The following is a 13893-nucleotide window of genomic DNA, read 5'->3' on the forward strand; positions in this document are numbered from 1 at the left end:
TTAGACTTTGGGCTTTAAACTTAAAATGCCTTTAACCCTTTACCCTTCACCTTTCACCTCATTCCCCCTTCAGGGGGCAGGGGGTTTCACCTTTTCACGTACCTTTGCAGGTCTATATCTGCTTTGTCTCTTGAAAACGATCGCTCGATATCTTTCGCTGGTAAAGTTCAGTCATACCATCTTTGCCATGCCTTTTGCCCTCATCGGCTTTTTCCTGGCCCTGCGCGCGGATGCCGGCGCCTTGTCCCTGCGCGTTTTTCTGCTGGTACTGGTCTGTATGGTCAGCGCCCGCAGCGCGGCCATGGCATTCAACCGCTACCTGGACCGGCATTTTGACGCCCGGAACCCGCGTACCGCCATCCGTGAGATCCCGCGCGGCATTATTTCCCCGGGGAACGCGTTGCGGTTTGTCATTGGTAACGCTCTGGTATTTGTCGCGGCTACCTGGTTCATCAACCCGCTTTGCTTTTACCTGTCGCCCGTAGCTTTATTCGTGGTGCTGTTCTACAGCTATACCAAGCGGTTTACCCCGCTCTGCCATCTTGTGCTGGGTCTGGGGCTCTCGCTGGCGCCCATAGGCGCTTACCTGGCGGTGACCGGGCATTTCGCCCTCCTGCCGGTATTGTTTTCGCTGATCGTGCTGGGCTGGGTATCGGGTTTTGACATTATCTATGCCCTGCAGGACGACGCCTTTGACCGGCAGCAGCACCTGCATTCCATACCGGTATGGCTGGGCAGAAAAAAGGCGCTTGCCTTTTCCACGCTTTTACATACCGTCTCGGCCCTGCTGGTGATTGCCGTCGGGCTATACGGGCAGTTTCACTGGCTGTACTGGCTGGGAACAGCCGTATTTGTCGGCATGCTCGTTTACCAGCACTGGCTGGTGAAGCCGGATGACCTGAGCCGGGTGAACCTGGCGTTTATGACCGCCAACGGTATTGCCAGCTGCGTATTTGCGCTGTTCGTGATCGGCGCCCTGTTTTTTCCTGCCTGAGCAGATCATCCTCAAACCCATTCCCATGTCCCGGATACTGGCGATCGACTATGGAAAAAAGCGCTGCGGCCTGGCGGTGACCGACCCTATGCAGCTGATTGCCGGAGGTCTGGCTACCATACCTACACATGAGCTTATTCCTTATCTGAAAAAATATATCCAGCGCGAGCCGGTGGAGCTGTTCGTGGTCGGCGACCCGAAAAGTCTTGACGGTACCGCCACGGATGCCACTCCTCTGGTGGAACAATGTATCCGTTCGCTGAAAAAGCATTTCTCCGGTATAGGCGTCCGTAAGCTGGACGAGCGCTTCACCTCAAAGCTCGCGTTCCGTTCGATGATTGACAGCGGGTTGAAGAAAATGCAGCGCCGGGACAAGGCATTGGTAGACGAAGTCAGCGCCACTATCCTGCTGCAGGATTATCTCGAAGCCGCCGCAGGAGGAGGACGGCTGCCGGATGCGGAATGAACCTCTGCCGGTATTTACATTTTCTTATTTTTGTGGCGGATATTGCCGGCAGCGGCAGCTAAGCATTTATCATGATTTTACCTATTATCGCGTATGGCGATCCCGTGCTGCGGAAGGCGGGAGAAGATATCGGACCCGACTACCCGGGCCTTCAGGAACTGATTGCCAACATGTGGGAAACGCTTTATGCCTCGCATGGCGTCGGGCTGGCCGCGCCACAGATCGGGCGTTCCATACGGCTTTTCGTGGTGGACAGCCGGCAGGTGCTGGATAACCTGGAACCCGATGAGCGGGAGGAATATGCCGGGGACGACGGGGTAAAGCAGGTCTTTATCAACCCCCGCATCGTGGACCGGGAAGGAGAGGAGTGGGCTTACGAAGAGGGCTGCCTGAGCATCCCCAAGATACGGGAAGACATTTACCGGCCGGAGACGCTGCATATCCGGTATATGGATGAGCATTTCCAGCAGCAGGAGGCTACCTTCAACGGTCTTTCAGCCCGTATTATCTTCCACGAATATGATCATGTCGAAGGCAAGCTGTTTATCGACTATCTGAAGCCGCTGAAGAAGAAGCTTATCCGTAAAAAGCTGGACGATATTACCCGGGGCAAGGTGCAGGTGGATTACAAAATGCGCTTTCCCCGCTAATTGCTGTTCGTAGCAGGATAATTCACCGAACGCTTGGCGCTGCTGAGCCCGATCTTCACTTTTCCGTCCTCGCCGTCCGTGGCCCGCAGGTGCACGACGATGCCCTTTCCGCGGCGCCGTTTCCTTTTACCGTTATCCTCATTGTCCGAAAGGGCAAGCTCATCTTTCTGCGGATTGCGCAGCGGCACGTCGATGCTGATGTCCGTGCCGGTAGGCAAACCATAAACGCCTCCCACGTCCATGTTGAGCGCGCTGGAGGCAATGCGCATGGAGGGGATGATTATTTTGTTGCCTTTCAGCTCAAAGGTATTTTTCAGCTCGTCAAAGGTGACCTCGGAAAGGTTCCTTTTCCGGAAAACGAAGGTGCCGATGTTCTCCAGGGGGGCGAAATGAAGGAGGGCGCCGTTGCGCAGGTCAAAGGCCACGGTGCCGTAGAGCGAATGCGGCACGATCCCCGCCTGGTCGCTGAGGCCGCCCCTGATCTTTGCCGTAGCCGACAGCGTTCCCCGCAGGTTATCGCCCGTCAGCGACTTCAGACCGAAATTTTCAAAGGCGCGGAACAGCTGATCTACATGAACGCCCTGCAGCCGGGCATTCAGATCAAAACGGTTGCCTTTCCCCTGCGGCTGTACGTTCCCGGAAACCAGCATAGTGCCTCCGGCATGGCTGAGGGCGATCTGCTGCAATCGTACGCCCGACCCCGTGAGCGCAATACCGGCGCGGACATTTCCGGCAGTAAACTGCCGGTAGGTCAGCCGGTCGACCTGCAGCTGCATGTTTACATTACAGGCCTCCATCACCACGTTCAGCTGGCTGACAATGCGGTTGGTTGAGTTGTTGCGGCCTTTCCGGGTACCTGCGGTATGGCGGCGGGGCTGCAGAAAGCTGCGGAATTCGTTGAGGTCCACGAGGGGACTGCGGATGTTCCAGTCGAGCACCAGCTTTTCCGGAGCATTGAAGTAAAGGCTGGTCAGGTTCCGGACAGTGCCGTCCATCTGCAGGGTGCTTTTGTTGCTTTGCAGCTTTATCTGCCGGAGGAAGAGATCCTGACCCCGGAAATCAAGCAGGGCCGAGAAATCCTTGAGGGTCATGTTGCGCGGAAGGTAGCTGAGCGCTCCCTTTTCGATGTTGATGCTGCCGTTGATCTGTGGGGGTACAGTGTCTTTTGCCTCCAGGCCGCCGCTGTAGCGAAGGTCCATCCGGGCATGGCCCCCGTCAAAACGGAAGGGCGATCCCGAGCCGGGGTCGTTTAAGGCGGACAGCGGGAAGTCTGAGTAAAGATGACTGCTGAGCCTGGGGTGCTTCAGATTGCGTATGTTCAGCGTATCGGCGCGCAGGGGTATGTTCCAGCAAACGGCCCTGAAATGTTGCAGGCTGATTTCGGAATTGGGATCGTTATGCCCATAGCCCGGAGTGACCTCGTTATAGAAGAAGCCTTCAAAGCTGCATTGCTGCAGGGCTATGCCGTATGCGGAAAGCGTGTTGTCGGTGGTTTTCCAGCGCACCCGTACCAGCGGAGTGTCCGGGTATTGCATGCGCCCCCGGATATCGGCCTGTACGTCCAGCGGCTTTTGAAAAGAAAGACTGTCCAGGTGGCGGGAGATGTTGGGCGGCAGCATGGCTGCTGCGGCCGGTATGGGCAGACCCGGCGCATCGATGTGCAGGGTAAAGGCAACGGGCTGTCGGGCAAAATCAAAGACCGCGCTGAGCAGCAGCGGCTGCCGGTCTATTGTGATGCGCTGCCGCTCCAGCTGCAGCCGCCGGAGGACGCGGTTGTATTGCAAGGTCAGGCTGCCGCGCAGCGCTTTGTTTTTGAGATAGCTTCCCTTTTGTACGTTAAAGGAAAAATCCTGTATGCGGGCATGCCATTCCATCTTTCCGGTCCATCCGCTGTCGGTGGGTTGTGTGATCCCCTTCAGGGCGGGGAAGGCGATCTGAAAATGTTTGTGCTTCTGGCGGTTGTCGATGATCAGCCGGACGTTTTCCAGCTGGAAGCGGGCCATGTCGGTCCGGCCGGAACGACGGCTCTTTTGCCGGGAGGAACGGAATACCCGTGTATTGCTGTATCCGCTGCTGTCGGTAAAAAGATAGATGGAAGCATCGCTCAGGGTAATTTGCCGGATATCCGTTTTCCGCTTCAGCAGGGCGAGGGTGTTGATCTTGACAAAGATATTTTTGGCCTCCAGCAGGGTATGCCGGTGTTGCTGCCAGAGGCTGTCCCGCAGGGTAACGCCTTCCAGCGAGAGGGAGATATTGGGGAAGCTGCGGAACAGGGAAGGATGTATGTCGCGGATCTCCAGCGCGCCGGTGATCCGGTCATTGAATTTTTCGGTAATCTGTTTCAGGAGGGCGGCTTTGTGCTGCCGTATGTAAAATGTCAATCCCAGCCAAAGCACCAGCAGGAGCGCAACCACCGCTCCGGCCGACCACAGGGTAATCCTTTGCCACCGCTTCATAGACAAGATTTAGAAAGAAAAATTACGATATATTTTTAACATATCGTCTTCGGGAAAAGAGATGCCGGGCAGGGTTGGTATGGGGGTTTGTAGTAATTTTAGGGGATAAATCAAAAAGACAACTACTTGCGGATGCGGGCACGGTTTTGTTTATGGGTGATCCTGGGCTTCTGGCCCCTGTTGGGACGGGCGCAGGACAGCAGCGGGAATTATGTGGCGCGAAACATTCAGCTGGACGAAGTGGTAATACAGGCGGCGAAGGTTGGGTTCGATGTGCCCGGCTTTATCCGTCTTGTGGAGGATGATACCACCTTTTACAAGGCTTTTAAGAACCTCCGTATCCTGGGCTATACCGCCGATAACGATATCCGGGTTTTTAGCAAAAACGAAAAGAAGACAAAAGCCTCCCTCCGCAGCGTTACCCGCCAGGCTGTGCAGGATGGCTGCCGTACGATGCAGGTACTGAAGGAGCAGACCACGGGGAATTTTTACGGCCACGGACATACTTATAACTACTATACCGCAGAGCTGTATGCCAGCCTGTTCTTTACCAGCGGGAAGGTCTGCGGGGAAAATAATATCGTAGCGGGAAGCCAGTCCCGTGACGAGGGTGGAAGCCTGGCCCGGCACAAGGAGCAGCTGAAAGAGCTGATCTTTAATCCCGGCAAACCGATCCCGGGCGTTCCGCTGGTGGGCAAAAAGGTGGCGATATTTGACGATAAGATGGCGCCGTATTACCAGTTCTCCATTACCTCTGCGGAATATAACGGCATTCCCTGTTATGTATTTACCGCCCGGGCGAAACCGTACAACCGCAGCGAGGTGGTGATCAATGAGCTGGTCACCTATTTCAGCAAACAGAACTTCGAGATCGTCGCGCGCAACTACGCCTTATCTTACAAAGCCTTCGTCTTTGACTTCGATGTGCACATGGAAGTCAGCATGACCCATTTCAAAGGGTACCTCGTTCCCGCCGTTATCCATTACCGGGGCAACTGGAAAGTTCCCTTTAAAAAGCGGGAGCCGGCCGCATTTGACAGCCGGTTTTATGATTTTAACGAAGGCGTGCCGGGATCCTGACCACCCCGCAGTGAGCCCTGGTCCGGTTGCAGGGACAGGCCGGCATCCGGCGCTTCCCGACCGGGTATCCACCGTCCTGCCTTCAAAATGGTTACTTTTACGCCTCCAAAAACGGCAATACCCTTATGAAGAATGCATACATTGTGGATGCGGTGCGTACGCCGATCGGGCGTTACGGCGGCATACTGAGCAGCATACGTCCGGACGACCTGCTGGCGCTGGTCATCCGGAAGCTGCTGGAACGAAATCCGGCGGTGCCTGCGGAGCATATCGAGGATGTGATCGCCGGAGATGCCAACCAGGCGGGGGAAGACAACCGGAACGTGGCCCGTATGGCCGCGCTGCTGGCGGGGCTGCCGGTGACGGTGCCGGGCTGTACGGTAAACCGGCTTTGCGCCTCAGGGCTACAGGCCGTTATGGATGCGGCGCGCGCGGTCATGTGCGGAGAAGGGGATGTCTACATTGCCGGAGGGGTGGAAAGCATGAGCCGGGCGCCTTTTGTGATGGGTAAGGCGGCCGGGGCGTTCAGCCGGCAGGCGGAGCTGTTTGACAGTACCATCGGCTGGCGTTTTGTGAACCCTGCCCTCACAGATACCTATCCCCCCTATTCGATGGGAGAAACCGCCGAGATCGTGGCGGAGCGCTGGCAGATCAGCCGGGAGCAGCAGGACCGCTTTGCGCTGGACAGCCAGGAAAAATATGCCGCCGCGCTTGCCGCGGGCCGCTGGGACGACGAGATCGTCCCCGTCACCGTTACCCCCAACAGGCATGATCCGCTGGTGGTCGCCCGGGACGAGCATCCGCGGAATACCTCCCTGGAGCGGCTGGCGGGGCTGCGTCCCGCCTTCCGGAAAGGAGGGACGGTGACGGCAGGAAACTCCTCCGGCATCAACGACGGGGCGGCCGCCCTGCTGGTAGTGTCGGGGGATGCGCTGGACCGCTACGGGTTACGGCCCTTGGCCCGGGTCAAGGCGATGGCTGTTGCCGGTGTGGACCCTGCCGTAATGGGCACCGGACCGATCCCCGCTACCCGGAAAGCCCTGGCGCGGGCCGGCTTGCGGATGTCGGATATTGGCCTTATCGAGCTGAACGAGGCTTTTGCCGCACAGGCCATTGCCTGCATCCGGGAGCTGAAGCTTGATGTACAAAAGGTAAACCCGAACGGGGGCGCCATTGCCCTGGGACATCCGCTGGGATGTACCGGCGCCCGTATTGCGGCGACCCTGCTGCATGAGATGCGCCGCCGGCATACCCGATACGGGCTGGCTACGCTTTGTGTCGGGATAGGGCAGGGCGCCGCGATGGTGTTTGAGCGTTCCTGAACCGGGAACCCCAAAAATAAAACGGGCGGAAAGCTGGGCTCTCCGTCCGTTCTATGGCAAGCAAGCAAAACTAATGGGCAGCAAGATATTTTACAATACGATTTGTTTTTCCGACATCATTTTCCGCAGGTTGATCAGTCCGTAACGCATCCTCCCCAGGGCCGTATTGATGCTGACCTGGGTAAGGTCGGCTATTTCCTTAAAGCTCAGCTCGGCATAATGCCGCAGGATGATGACCTCGCGCTGCTCTTCGGGCAGCATGTCCAGCATCTCCTGCACCCGCGAATGACTCTGACGTGTGATCAGCCTTTCCTCCGCGCCGGGGTCGGTGAAGCGGAGCACATTAAAAATATCCTTATTGTCCTGCGTCCGGATAACGGGCGTGCGTTTGGTACGCCGGAAATGATCCACGCACAGGTTATGCGCGATCCGCACCGCCCAGGGAAGAAATTTCCCTTTTTCCGTATAGCGCTCCGTGCGAAGGGTGTCGATGATCTTTATAAAGGTATCCTGAAAAATGTCTTCTGCCAGGTATTGGTCTTTTACCAGGAGAACGATGGAAGTAAAGATTTTTTCTTTATGTCGGCAGATCAGCTCAGCCAGCGCATCCTCACGCCCCTGTCTGTACAGGTCAATAAGGCACTGGTCATTTTGCTTACACATCAACTGCATAACCATGGCTACAGGTTTCAGGTTAACAACGTTTGCGCAGCTACGGGCCGACACAACTACGTTTGCTGTACGAGTAGAAGATTATGCGATATGCCGTCTTTTTTTTATGATATACGATACCCCTAATCAGGGAGCTATGGGGTTTTTCGGATAAGATGCTGCATGCAAATATAATAGAATCTGTTTAATAAACAACTTTTTTCGGGCCCCTGCTGTATATACGGTACAAAGGAAAAAACGGTTCCCGGAGAAAAACAAAAAACCGGGACGCGGTCCGCCCCGTTAAAAAGTATATTTGCATTCCCTAAAATAACTTTTGTGAAGGCAACAACGCTGAAGAAGAAGCCGGCTGCATCCAAAAAGACCTCCCCGTCTTTTGATGCCATTTATATCAAAGGCGCCAGGGTGCACAACCTGAAAAACGTGTCCGTAGCCATTCCGAGAAACAAGCTGATCGTGGTGACCGGCGTCTCCGGATCGGGTAAGTCTTCGCTGACCATGGATACCCTGTATGCCGAAGGGCAGCGCCGCTACGCAGAGAGCCTCAGCGCCTATGCCCGGCAGTTCCTGATGCGGATGAACAAACCGGACGTGGATTATATAAAAGGAATATGCCCTGCCATTGCCATAGAACAAAAGGTGATCAGCGGCTCACCCCGTTCCACCGTCGGCTCCATGACCGAGCTTTATGACTACCTGCGGCTGCTTTTTGCCCGGGTGGGCAAAACCTATTCCCCCATCTCCGGCCAGGAGGTGAAAAAGCAGGATGTCAACGATGTGGTAGAGTTCATCGCCGGCCTTCCCGCCGGCAGCCGGGTACAGCTGCTGGTGCCCTTGAAGCGCCATGCCAGGCGTTCCCAGAAGGAGGAGCTGGAAATCCTCCTGCAAAAAGGCTTTTCCCGGATCTATACCCTTCCTGCCGGGGAAACGGGGAAAAAAGCCAAAGCCGCTGCCGGCGGCGAGGTGATCCGCATTGAGGACTGGCAGGAATCCGGCAGCTCCAGGCTCCCGGCACAGACCTATGTGCTGATCGACCGGCTGGTTGCCAAGGATTTTGACGAGGACGACCGGCATCGTATTGCCGACAGTATACAGACGGCTTTCTATGAAAGCGAAGGCGATTGTATCGTGGAGGTGCAGGGCGACCGCCTCTATTCTTTTTCAAACCGCTTTGAACGGGATGGCATGCAGTTCGAAATCCCGGTTCCGAACCTGTTTTCCTTTAACAATCCTTACGGAGCCTGCCCCGAATGCGAAGGTTTCGGGCAGGTGCTGGGCATCGACCCGGAGCTGGTGATCCCGGACAAGCGGCTGAGCGTATATGAAGGGGCCATCGCCTGCTGGCGCGGGGAAAAAATGAAGGAATGGAACGAGGCGCTGATCCGGAATGCGCGGAAATTCGGCTTTCCGGTCCACAAGCCGGTAGCGGAGCTTACCCCGGAACAGTATAAGGAGCTGTGGACGGGCAATGCTTATTTCGACGGCATCGACGCTTTTTTTAAAATGGTGGAGGAGAATCTGTACAAGGTTCAGTACCGCGTGATGCAGTCGCGGTACCGGGGACGCACCACCTGTCCTTCCTGCGGAGGCGCCCGCCTCCGCCCCGAAGCCCTGTATGTAAAAGTGGGAGGAGCGGATATTGCTGCGCTGGTGGCGATGCCCGTGGAGCGGCTGCGCGCCTGGTTTGATGAGCTGGCGCTGACGGATTATGAGCAGCAGGTGGCCCGGCGTATCCTGATCGAGGTAAAACACCGTCTGAAGACCCTTACGGATGTCGGGCTGGGATACCTTACCCTGAACCGCGTGGCCAATACGCTGAGCGGAGGGGAAAGCCAGCGTATCCAGCTGACCCGCTCGCTGGGCAGCAATCTCACCAACTCGCTCTATATCCTGGATGAGCCCAGCATCGGGTTGCATGCCCGCGACACGCTGCAGCTGATCGGCGTGCTGAAAGAGCTGCGCGATCTCGGCAATACGGTGGTGGTGGTAGAGCATGAGGAGCAGATGATGAAAGCCGCCGATCATATCATCGATATGGGCCCGCTGGCGAGTCACCTGGGCGGGGAAGTGGTCTTTGAAGGAAATTACGAACAGATACTGAAAGATAAGAACAGCCTTACCGGCGGCTACCTGAGCGGAAGGCTCCGCATCGATCCGCCGGCCCGGCTGCGGGAGTGGAAACGATCCGTAACCGTGGAGGGCGCGCGGCTGCACAACCTGAAAGATATCGACGTGACCTTCCCGCTGGGTGTGCTCTGTGTGGTGACGGGGGTCAGCGGCTCCGGGAAGACCACCCTGGTCAAGCAGATTCTGTACCCCGCGCTGAAAAACCAGCTGGGCGATATGGCCGGCAAGCCCGGCCCGCACCGTGTCCTTGGTGGCGATATATCCGAGATAGCCCAGGTGGAGCTGGTGGATCAGCAGCCGATCGGCCGTTCATCCCGCTCCAACCCGGTGACCTATGTCAAGGCTTATGATGAGATCCGGGGCCTGTTTGCCCGGCAGCCCCTGAGCAAGATGCGGGGATTCCAGCCCAAGCATTTTTCTTTCAACGTGGACGGGGGACGTTGCGACACGTGTAAGGGAGAAGGGGAGATCGTAGTGGAAATGCAGTTCCTCGCCGATGTGCATCTTACCTGCGAAAGCTGTGGCGGCAGACGGTTCAAGGACGAGGTGCTGGAGGTGACCTACCGCGATAAAAATATCCATGACGTGCTGGAGATGAGCGTGGATGAGGCGCTGGACTTTTTCAAAAAGGAAAAGGAGGTGTCCAGAAAGATACAGCCGCTGAGCGACGTAGGACTGGGTTATGTGAAGCTGGGTCAATCCTCCGACACGTTGAGCGGGGGCGAGGCGCAGCGGGTAAAGCTGGCCTCCTTCCTGGGCAGGGGGCGGGTACAGGGTCATGTGCTGTTTATCTTTGACGAGCCTACCACGGGGTTGCATTTCAATGATATCAAAAAACTGCTTGGCGCTTTTGACGCCCTCATTGCACAGGGGCATACCATACTGGTGATCGAGCACAATACCGATGTGATCCGTTGTGCGGACTGGGTCATCGATCTCGGTCCCGAAGGCGGCGAAGGCGGAGGGCAGCTGCTCTATGAAGGCCCTCCGCAAGGGTTGAAAAAAGTAAAGAAAAGCTATACGGGAAAATACTTGCCCTGAACCCCCTAACCCCCTAAAGGGGGAGGTAAAGGGTAAAAGGTAAAAGGTAAAAGGTAAAAGGTAAAAGGTAAAGGGTGAAAGGTGAAAGGCACTATCAGGAAACGTCATCCCGGCGAAAGCCAGGATCTCATAAAGGAAAGGTGAAAGATAAAACAGGATTATGATAAAAATAAAAAAAGTGCCGATGCTTATTTTTTTGGCGCTGATGTTCTTTGGTGTTGCTGCCGCACAGACCCCCCGGATGATGTATGGAGATGCCACGGGGGCATCAGGAATGCCTTTTTCAAAAGATCCCTATGTTGTAAATTTTAAGGGACGGTACCTGATGTATTATTCGATGTGGAAATTGAAAGACAGCAATGATCCCCATTCCGGTAAGTTTCTGGCCATCGGCATCGCCCAGAGTTCCAACTTGAATGACTGGAAGAAGGTGGGTGAAATGCTGCCCGAAGGGCCCTATGAAAAAAAAGGCCTGGGGGCGCCCGGGGCGCTCATCAGAGACGGAAAGGTTCATTTGTTTTACCAGACCTATGGCAATGACGCAAAAGACGCGATCTGCCATGCCGTTTCTGACGACGGCATTCATTTTATAAGAGACGCCTCTAATCCGATCTTCCATCCGAAGAAAAGTGCGTGGACCAATGGCCGGGCCATAGATGCAGATGTATATTTTTTCAACGGGAAGTACTTTCTGTACTTTGCTACCCGCGACACTGCCGGACGGATTCAGAAGTTGGGAGTAGCCACAGCGCCGGCTAACACCGATTTCAGCAGGAAAGACTGGACCCAGGCGAGCCATGACGCTATCTTAGCGCCTCAGTTGGACTGGGAAGGCCAGTGTATAGAAGCTCCTTCGATAATAGCGCATAAAGGAAAACTTTTTATGTTCTATGCCGGTAATTATAATAACCATCCTCAGCAGATCGGCGTGGCGGTAAGCAGGGATGGGATATCCTGGGAACGGATCAGCCGGTCCCCGTTTTTATCTAACGGTAAACCGGGGGAATGGAATGAAAGCGAATCCGGGCATCCGGATATCTTTGAGGATAGCGACGGAAAAACCTATCTTTTCTTTCAGGGAAATAAGGATAACGGGAAGACCTTTTATCTGAGCAATGTCAGGGTCTATTGGAAAAGGAAGTTTCCGTATTTAAAGTCCGCTGCAAAAAGGTAGCTTTACTGACCGGCCATAGGATTACAAAACATCCGCTCATTTATGAAACGCATCACATGGTTTCTCCTGCTTCCCTTCTGCGGTATACTGCTTACCTTAAAACCCTTGTCTGCCCAGAGGGCCGCGACCCATTCCGGCCATCCGCCCCCTCCCAATATCCTGTGGATCGTGAGCGAGGATAACAGCGCGGAGTATGTGGGTTGCTACGGCAATAAAATGGCCACCACACCGAATCTGGATAAGCTGGCGTCGGAAGGTGTTTTATATGAAAATGCTTTTGCGTCCGCGCCGGTTTGCGCCCCCACCCGTTCTACGCTGATCGCCGGCGTTTATGCCACTGCTATGGGGACCCAGCACATGCGCAGTACCTATCCCATCCCGGATTTTATTCGTTTTTTTCCCTATTATCTGCAGCAGTCGGGATACTATTGTACCAATCAGGCCAAAAAGGATTATAATACGGTAGATCAGCCCGGTGCATGGAACGAGAGCAGTAAAAAGGCCATTTACCGGAACCGCCGGCCCGGACAACCTTTTTTCGCGGTCATTAATCTGGGTACAACACACGAAAGCAGCATCCATAACAGCATCCCGGCGGCTCAACTGAAGCATGATCCGGAAAAAATGCCCATCCCTGCCTATCTGCCGCATACACCCGAAGTGAAACACGATCTGGCACAATACTACGATAAGATGCAGCAGATGGATGCACAGGTGGGTAAGATATTGGATCGCTTGGAAAAAGATGGCCTGGCCGGTAATACGATCGTTTTTTACTACGGCGACAACGGAGGTGTGCTGCCCCGCAGCAAGCGTTTTGTTTATGAGTCCGGGCTGCGTATACCCCTGATCATCCGTTTCCCGGAGCAATACCGGTATTTGTCTCCGGCGAACCCTGGCACCGCAACAGACCGGATGGTGAGCTTTGTTGATTTTGCACCTACCGTTCTCAGTCTGGCCGGGATAAAAATTCCTCCCTATATGCAGGGTAAGGCGTTCCTGGGCAGCGAAAAACAACCGCCTGCCGTATATGCGTATGGTTTCCGGGGCCGGATGGATGAAACGTATGACATGTCCCGGACGGTAAGGGATAGCCGGTATCGTTATATCCGCAATTATATGCCCGACCGGATCTACGGACAGCATATTGCATATCTGTGGGAAGCCCCTTCCATGCAGTCCTGGGAAAAGGCGTACAAAGAAGGTCGCTGCGATCAGATACAGTCTGCTTTCTGGCAATCCAAACCGCCTGAAGAGCTGTACGATATCCGGAACGATCCCGATAACGTCCATAATCTTGCCGGGGATCCGAAATATAAAGCGGTATTGATAAGCATGCGGAAAGCCAATGCAGCCTGGATAAGACATATCCATGACGCCGGCTTTATGCCGGAAGCCATGATGGCAGAGCGGGCGGAGCATGCCGGTACCACCATTTATCAGTATGTCCGAAGCCGGGCTTATCCGCAGGAAAAGATACTGTCGATGGCGGAAATAGCCTCCATGGGAGCGCCCCGCGATCTGGAAAAACTGATGGAAGGACTGAAAGATGCCGATCCGGCCGTGCGTTACTGGGCCGCTTATGGTTGTGTCCTGCTGAAACGGAAGGCGCTGCCGGCCAGACAGCAATTGTCTGCGCTGCTGGACGACCCCTATCCGGATGTAGCGATTGCGGCCGCCGAAGCCTGCTATAACCTGGGCGACACTACCAGGAGCATAAACAGATTATTGAAAGCCCTGGATCACGATAATGATAAGGTACGGCTGCATGCGTTGAATGTTTTGCGCGTAATGGGCCGCGGAGCTTTACCGGCTTTGCCCAAACTGCGGGCCCTGCAGCAATCGCCCCGGATCGTTAAAGGAGAAACATACGGACAACGTACGATCGACTATATCATCAGCAATTTATGA

10 protein-coding genes are annotated in these 13893 nt (G+C 55.2%); 8 read left to right on the top strand and 2 right to left on the bottom strand.

The window, feature by feature from the left end; translation table 11 throughout:
* The first annotated feature begins 130 nt into the window (after positions 1-130).
* From ABD851_RS04030 to def, 3 genes are all read left to right on the top strand, one after another.
* Complete coding sequence (locus ABD851_RS04030) at positions 131-994, top strand: UbiA-like polyprenyltransferase (RefSeq protein WP_344975706.1); 864 nt, start codon at positions 131-133, stop codon at positions 992-994.
* 25 nt (positions 995-1019) lie between these two features.
* Positions 1020-1460, top strand: coding sequence for a Holliday junction resolvase RuvX (gene ruvX, locus ABD851_RS04035; RefSeq protein ID WP_344975709.1), 441 nt, complete (start codon positions 1020-1022; stop codon positions 1458-1460).
* A 71-nt stretch (positions 1461-1531) separates the two neighbouring features.
* Positions 1532-2110: a peptide deformylase gene (gene def, locus ABD851_RS04040; RefSeq protein ID WP_344975713.1), complete on the top strand. Its 579-nt coding sequence runs from the start codon at positions 1532-1534 to the stop codon at positions 2108-2110.
* Here the strand turns inward: def and ABD851_RS04045 are convergent.
* Positions 2107-4566 (bottom strand): AsmA family protein, encoded by a 2460-nt coding sequence (locus tag ABD851_RS04045; protein ID WP_344975716.1) that lies wholly within the window; start codon positions 4564-4566, stop codon positions 2107-2109. The genes def and ABD851_RS04045 overlap by 4 nt on opposite strands.
* 132 nt (positions 4567-4698) lie before the next feature.
* On the opposite strand from ABD851_RS04045, the gene ABD851_RS04050 reads away from it, so the two are divergent.
* Both ABD851_RS04050 and ABD851_RS04055 read left to right on the top strand, forming a co-directional pair.
* A complete protein-coding gene (locus ABD851_RS04050) occupies positions 4699-5646 on the top strand; it encodes a hypothetical protein (protein ID WP_344975719.1) in 948 nt (315 codons plus the stop codon).
* Positions 5647-5771: 125 nt separating this feature from the next.
* The gene (locus ABD851_RS04055) at positions 5772-6968 is read left to right on the top strand and encodes a thiolase family protein (protein WP_344975722.1); all 1197 of its coding nucleotides are present in this window, start codon (positions 5772-5774) and stop codon (positions 6966-6968) included.
* Between the two features lie 90 nt (positions 6969-7058).
* Here ABD851_RS04055 and ABD851_RS04060 read toward each other — a convergent pair whose 3' ends face one another.
* Positions 7059-7640: an RNA polymerase sigma factor gene (locus tag ABD851_RS04060; protein ID WP_425549946.1), complete on the bottom strand. Its 582-nt coding sequence runs from the start codon at positions 7638-7640 to the stop codon at positions 7059-7061.
* 318 nt (positions 7641-7958) lie between these two features.
* On the opposite strand from ABD851_RS04060, the gene uvrA reads away from it, so the two are divergent.
* The 3 genes from uvrA (at position 7959) to ABD851_RS04075 (ending at position 13893) form a co-directional block, all read left to right on the top strand.
* Complete coding sequence (gene uvrA / locus ABD851_RS04065) at positions 7959-10808, top strand: excinuclease ABC subunit UvrA (RefSeq protein ID WP_344975728.1); 2850 nt, start codon at positions 7959-7961, stop codon at positions 10806-10808.
* A 184-nt stretch (positions 10809-10992) separates the two neighbouring features.
* Complete coding sequence (locus ABD851_RS04070) at positions 10993-11982, top strand: family 43 glycosylhydrolase (RefSeq protein WP_344975733.1); 990 nt, start codon at positions 10993-10995, stop codon at positions 11980-11982.
* A gap of 42 nt (positions 11983-12024) precedes the next feature.
* The gene (locus tag ABD851_RS04075; protein ID WP_344975736.1) at positions 12025-13893 is read left to right on the top strand and encodes a sulfatase-like hydrolase/transferase; all 1869 of its coding nucleotides are present in this window, start codon (positions 12025-12027) and stop codon (positions 13891-13893) included.

Origin of the sequence: Compostibacter hankyongensis (assembly GCF_039541075.1) — a bacterium.
GTDB lineage: Bacteria > Bacteroidota > Bacteroidia > Chitinophagales > Chitinophagaceae > Compostibacter > Compostibacter hankyongensis.

Coding starts and splice junctions, on each gene's coding strand:
- ABD851_RS04070 (WP_344975733.1), top strand. CDS start 10,993: ATGCTTATTTTTTTGGCGCTGATGTTCTTTGGTGTTGCTGCCGCACAG.
- def (WP_344975713.1), top strand. CDS start 1,532: ATGATTTTACCTATTATCGCGTATGGCGATCCCGTGCTGCGGAAGGCG.
- ABD851_RS04055 (WP_344975722.1), top strand. CDS start 5,772: ATGAAGAATGCATACATTGTGGATGCGGTGCGTACGCCGATCGGGCGT.
- ABD851_RS04075 (WP_344975736.1), top strand. CDS start 12,025: ATGAAACGCATCACATGGTTTCTCCTGCTTCCCTTCTGCGGTATACTG.
- ABD851_RS04060 (WP_425549946.1), bottom strand. CDS start 7,640: ATGCAGTTGATGTGTAAGCAAAATGACCAGTGCCTTATTGACCTGTAC.
- ABD851_RS04050 (WP_344975719.1), top strand. CDS start 4,699: ATGCGGGCACGGTTTTGTTTATGGGTGATCCTGGGCTTCTGGCCCCTG.
- ABD851_RS04045 (WP_344975716.1), bottom strand. CDS start 4,566: ATGAAGCGGTGGCAAAGGATTACCCTGTGGTCGGCCGGAGCGGTGGTT.
- ruvX (WP_344975709.1), top strand. CDS start 1,020: ATGTCCCGGATACTGGCGATCGACTATGGAAAAAAGCGCTGCGGCCTG.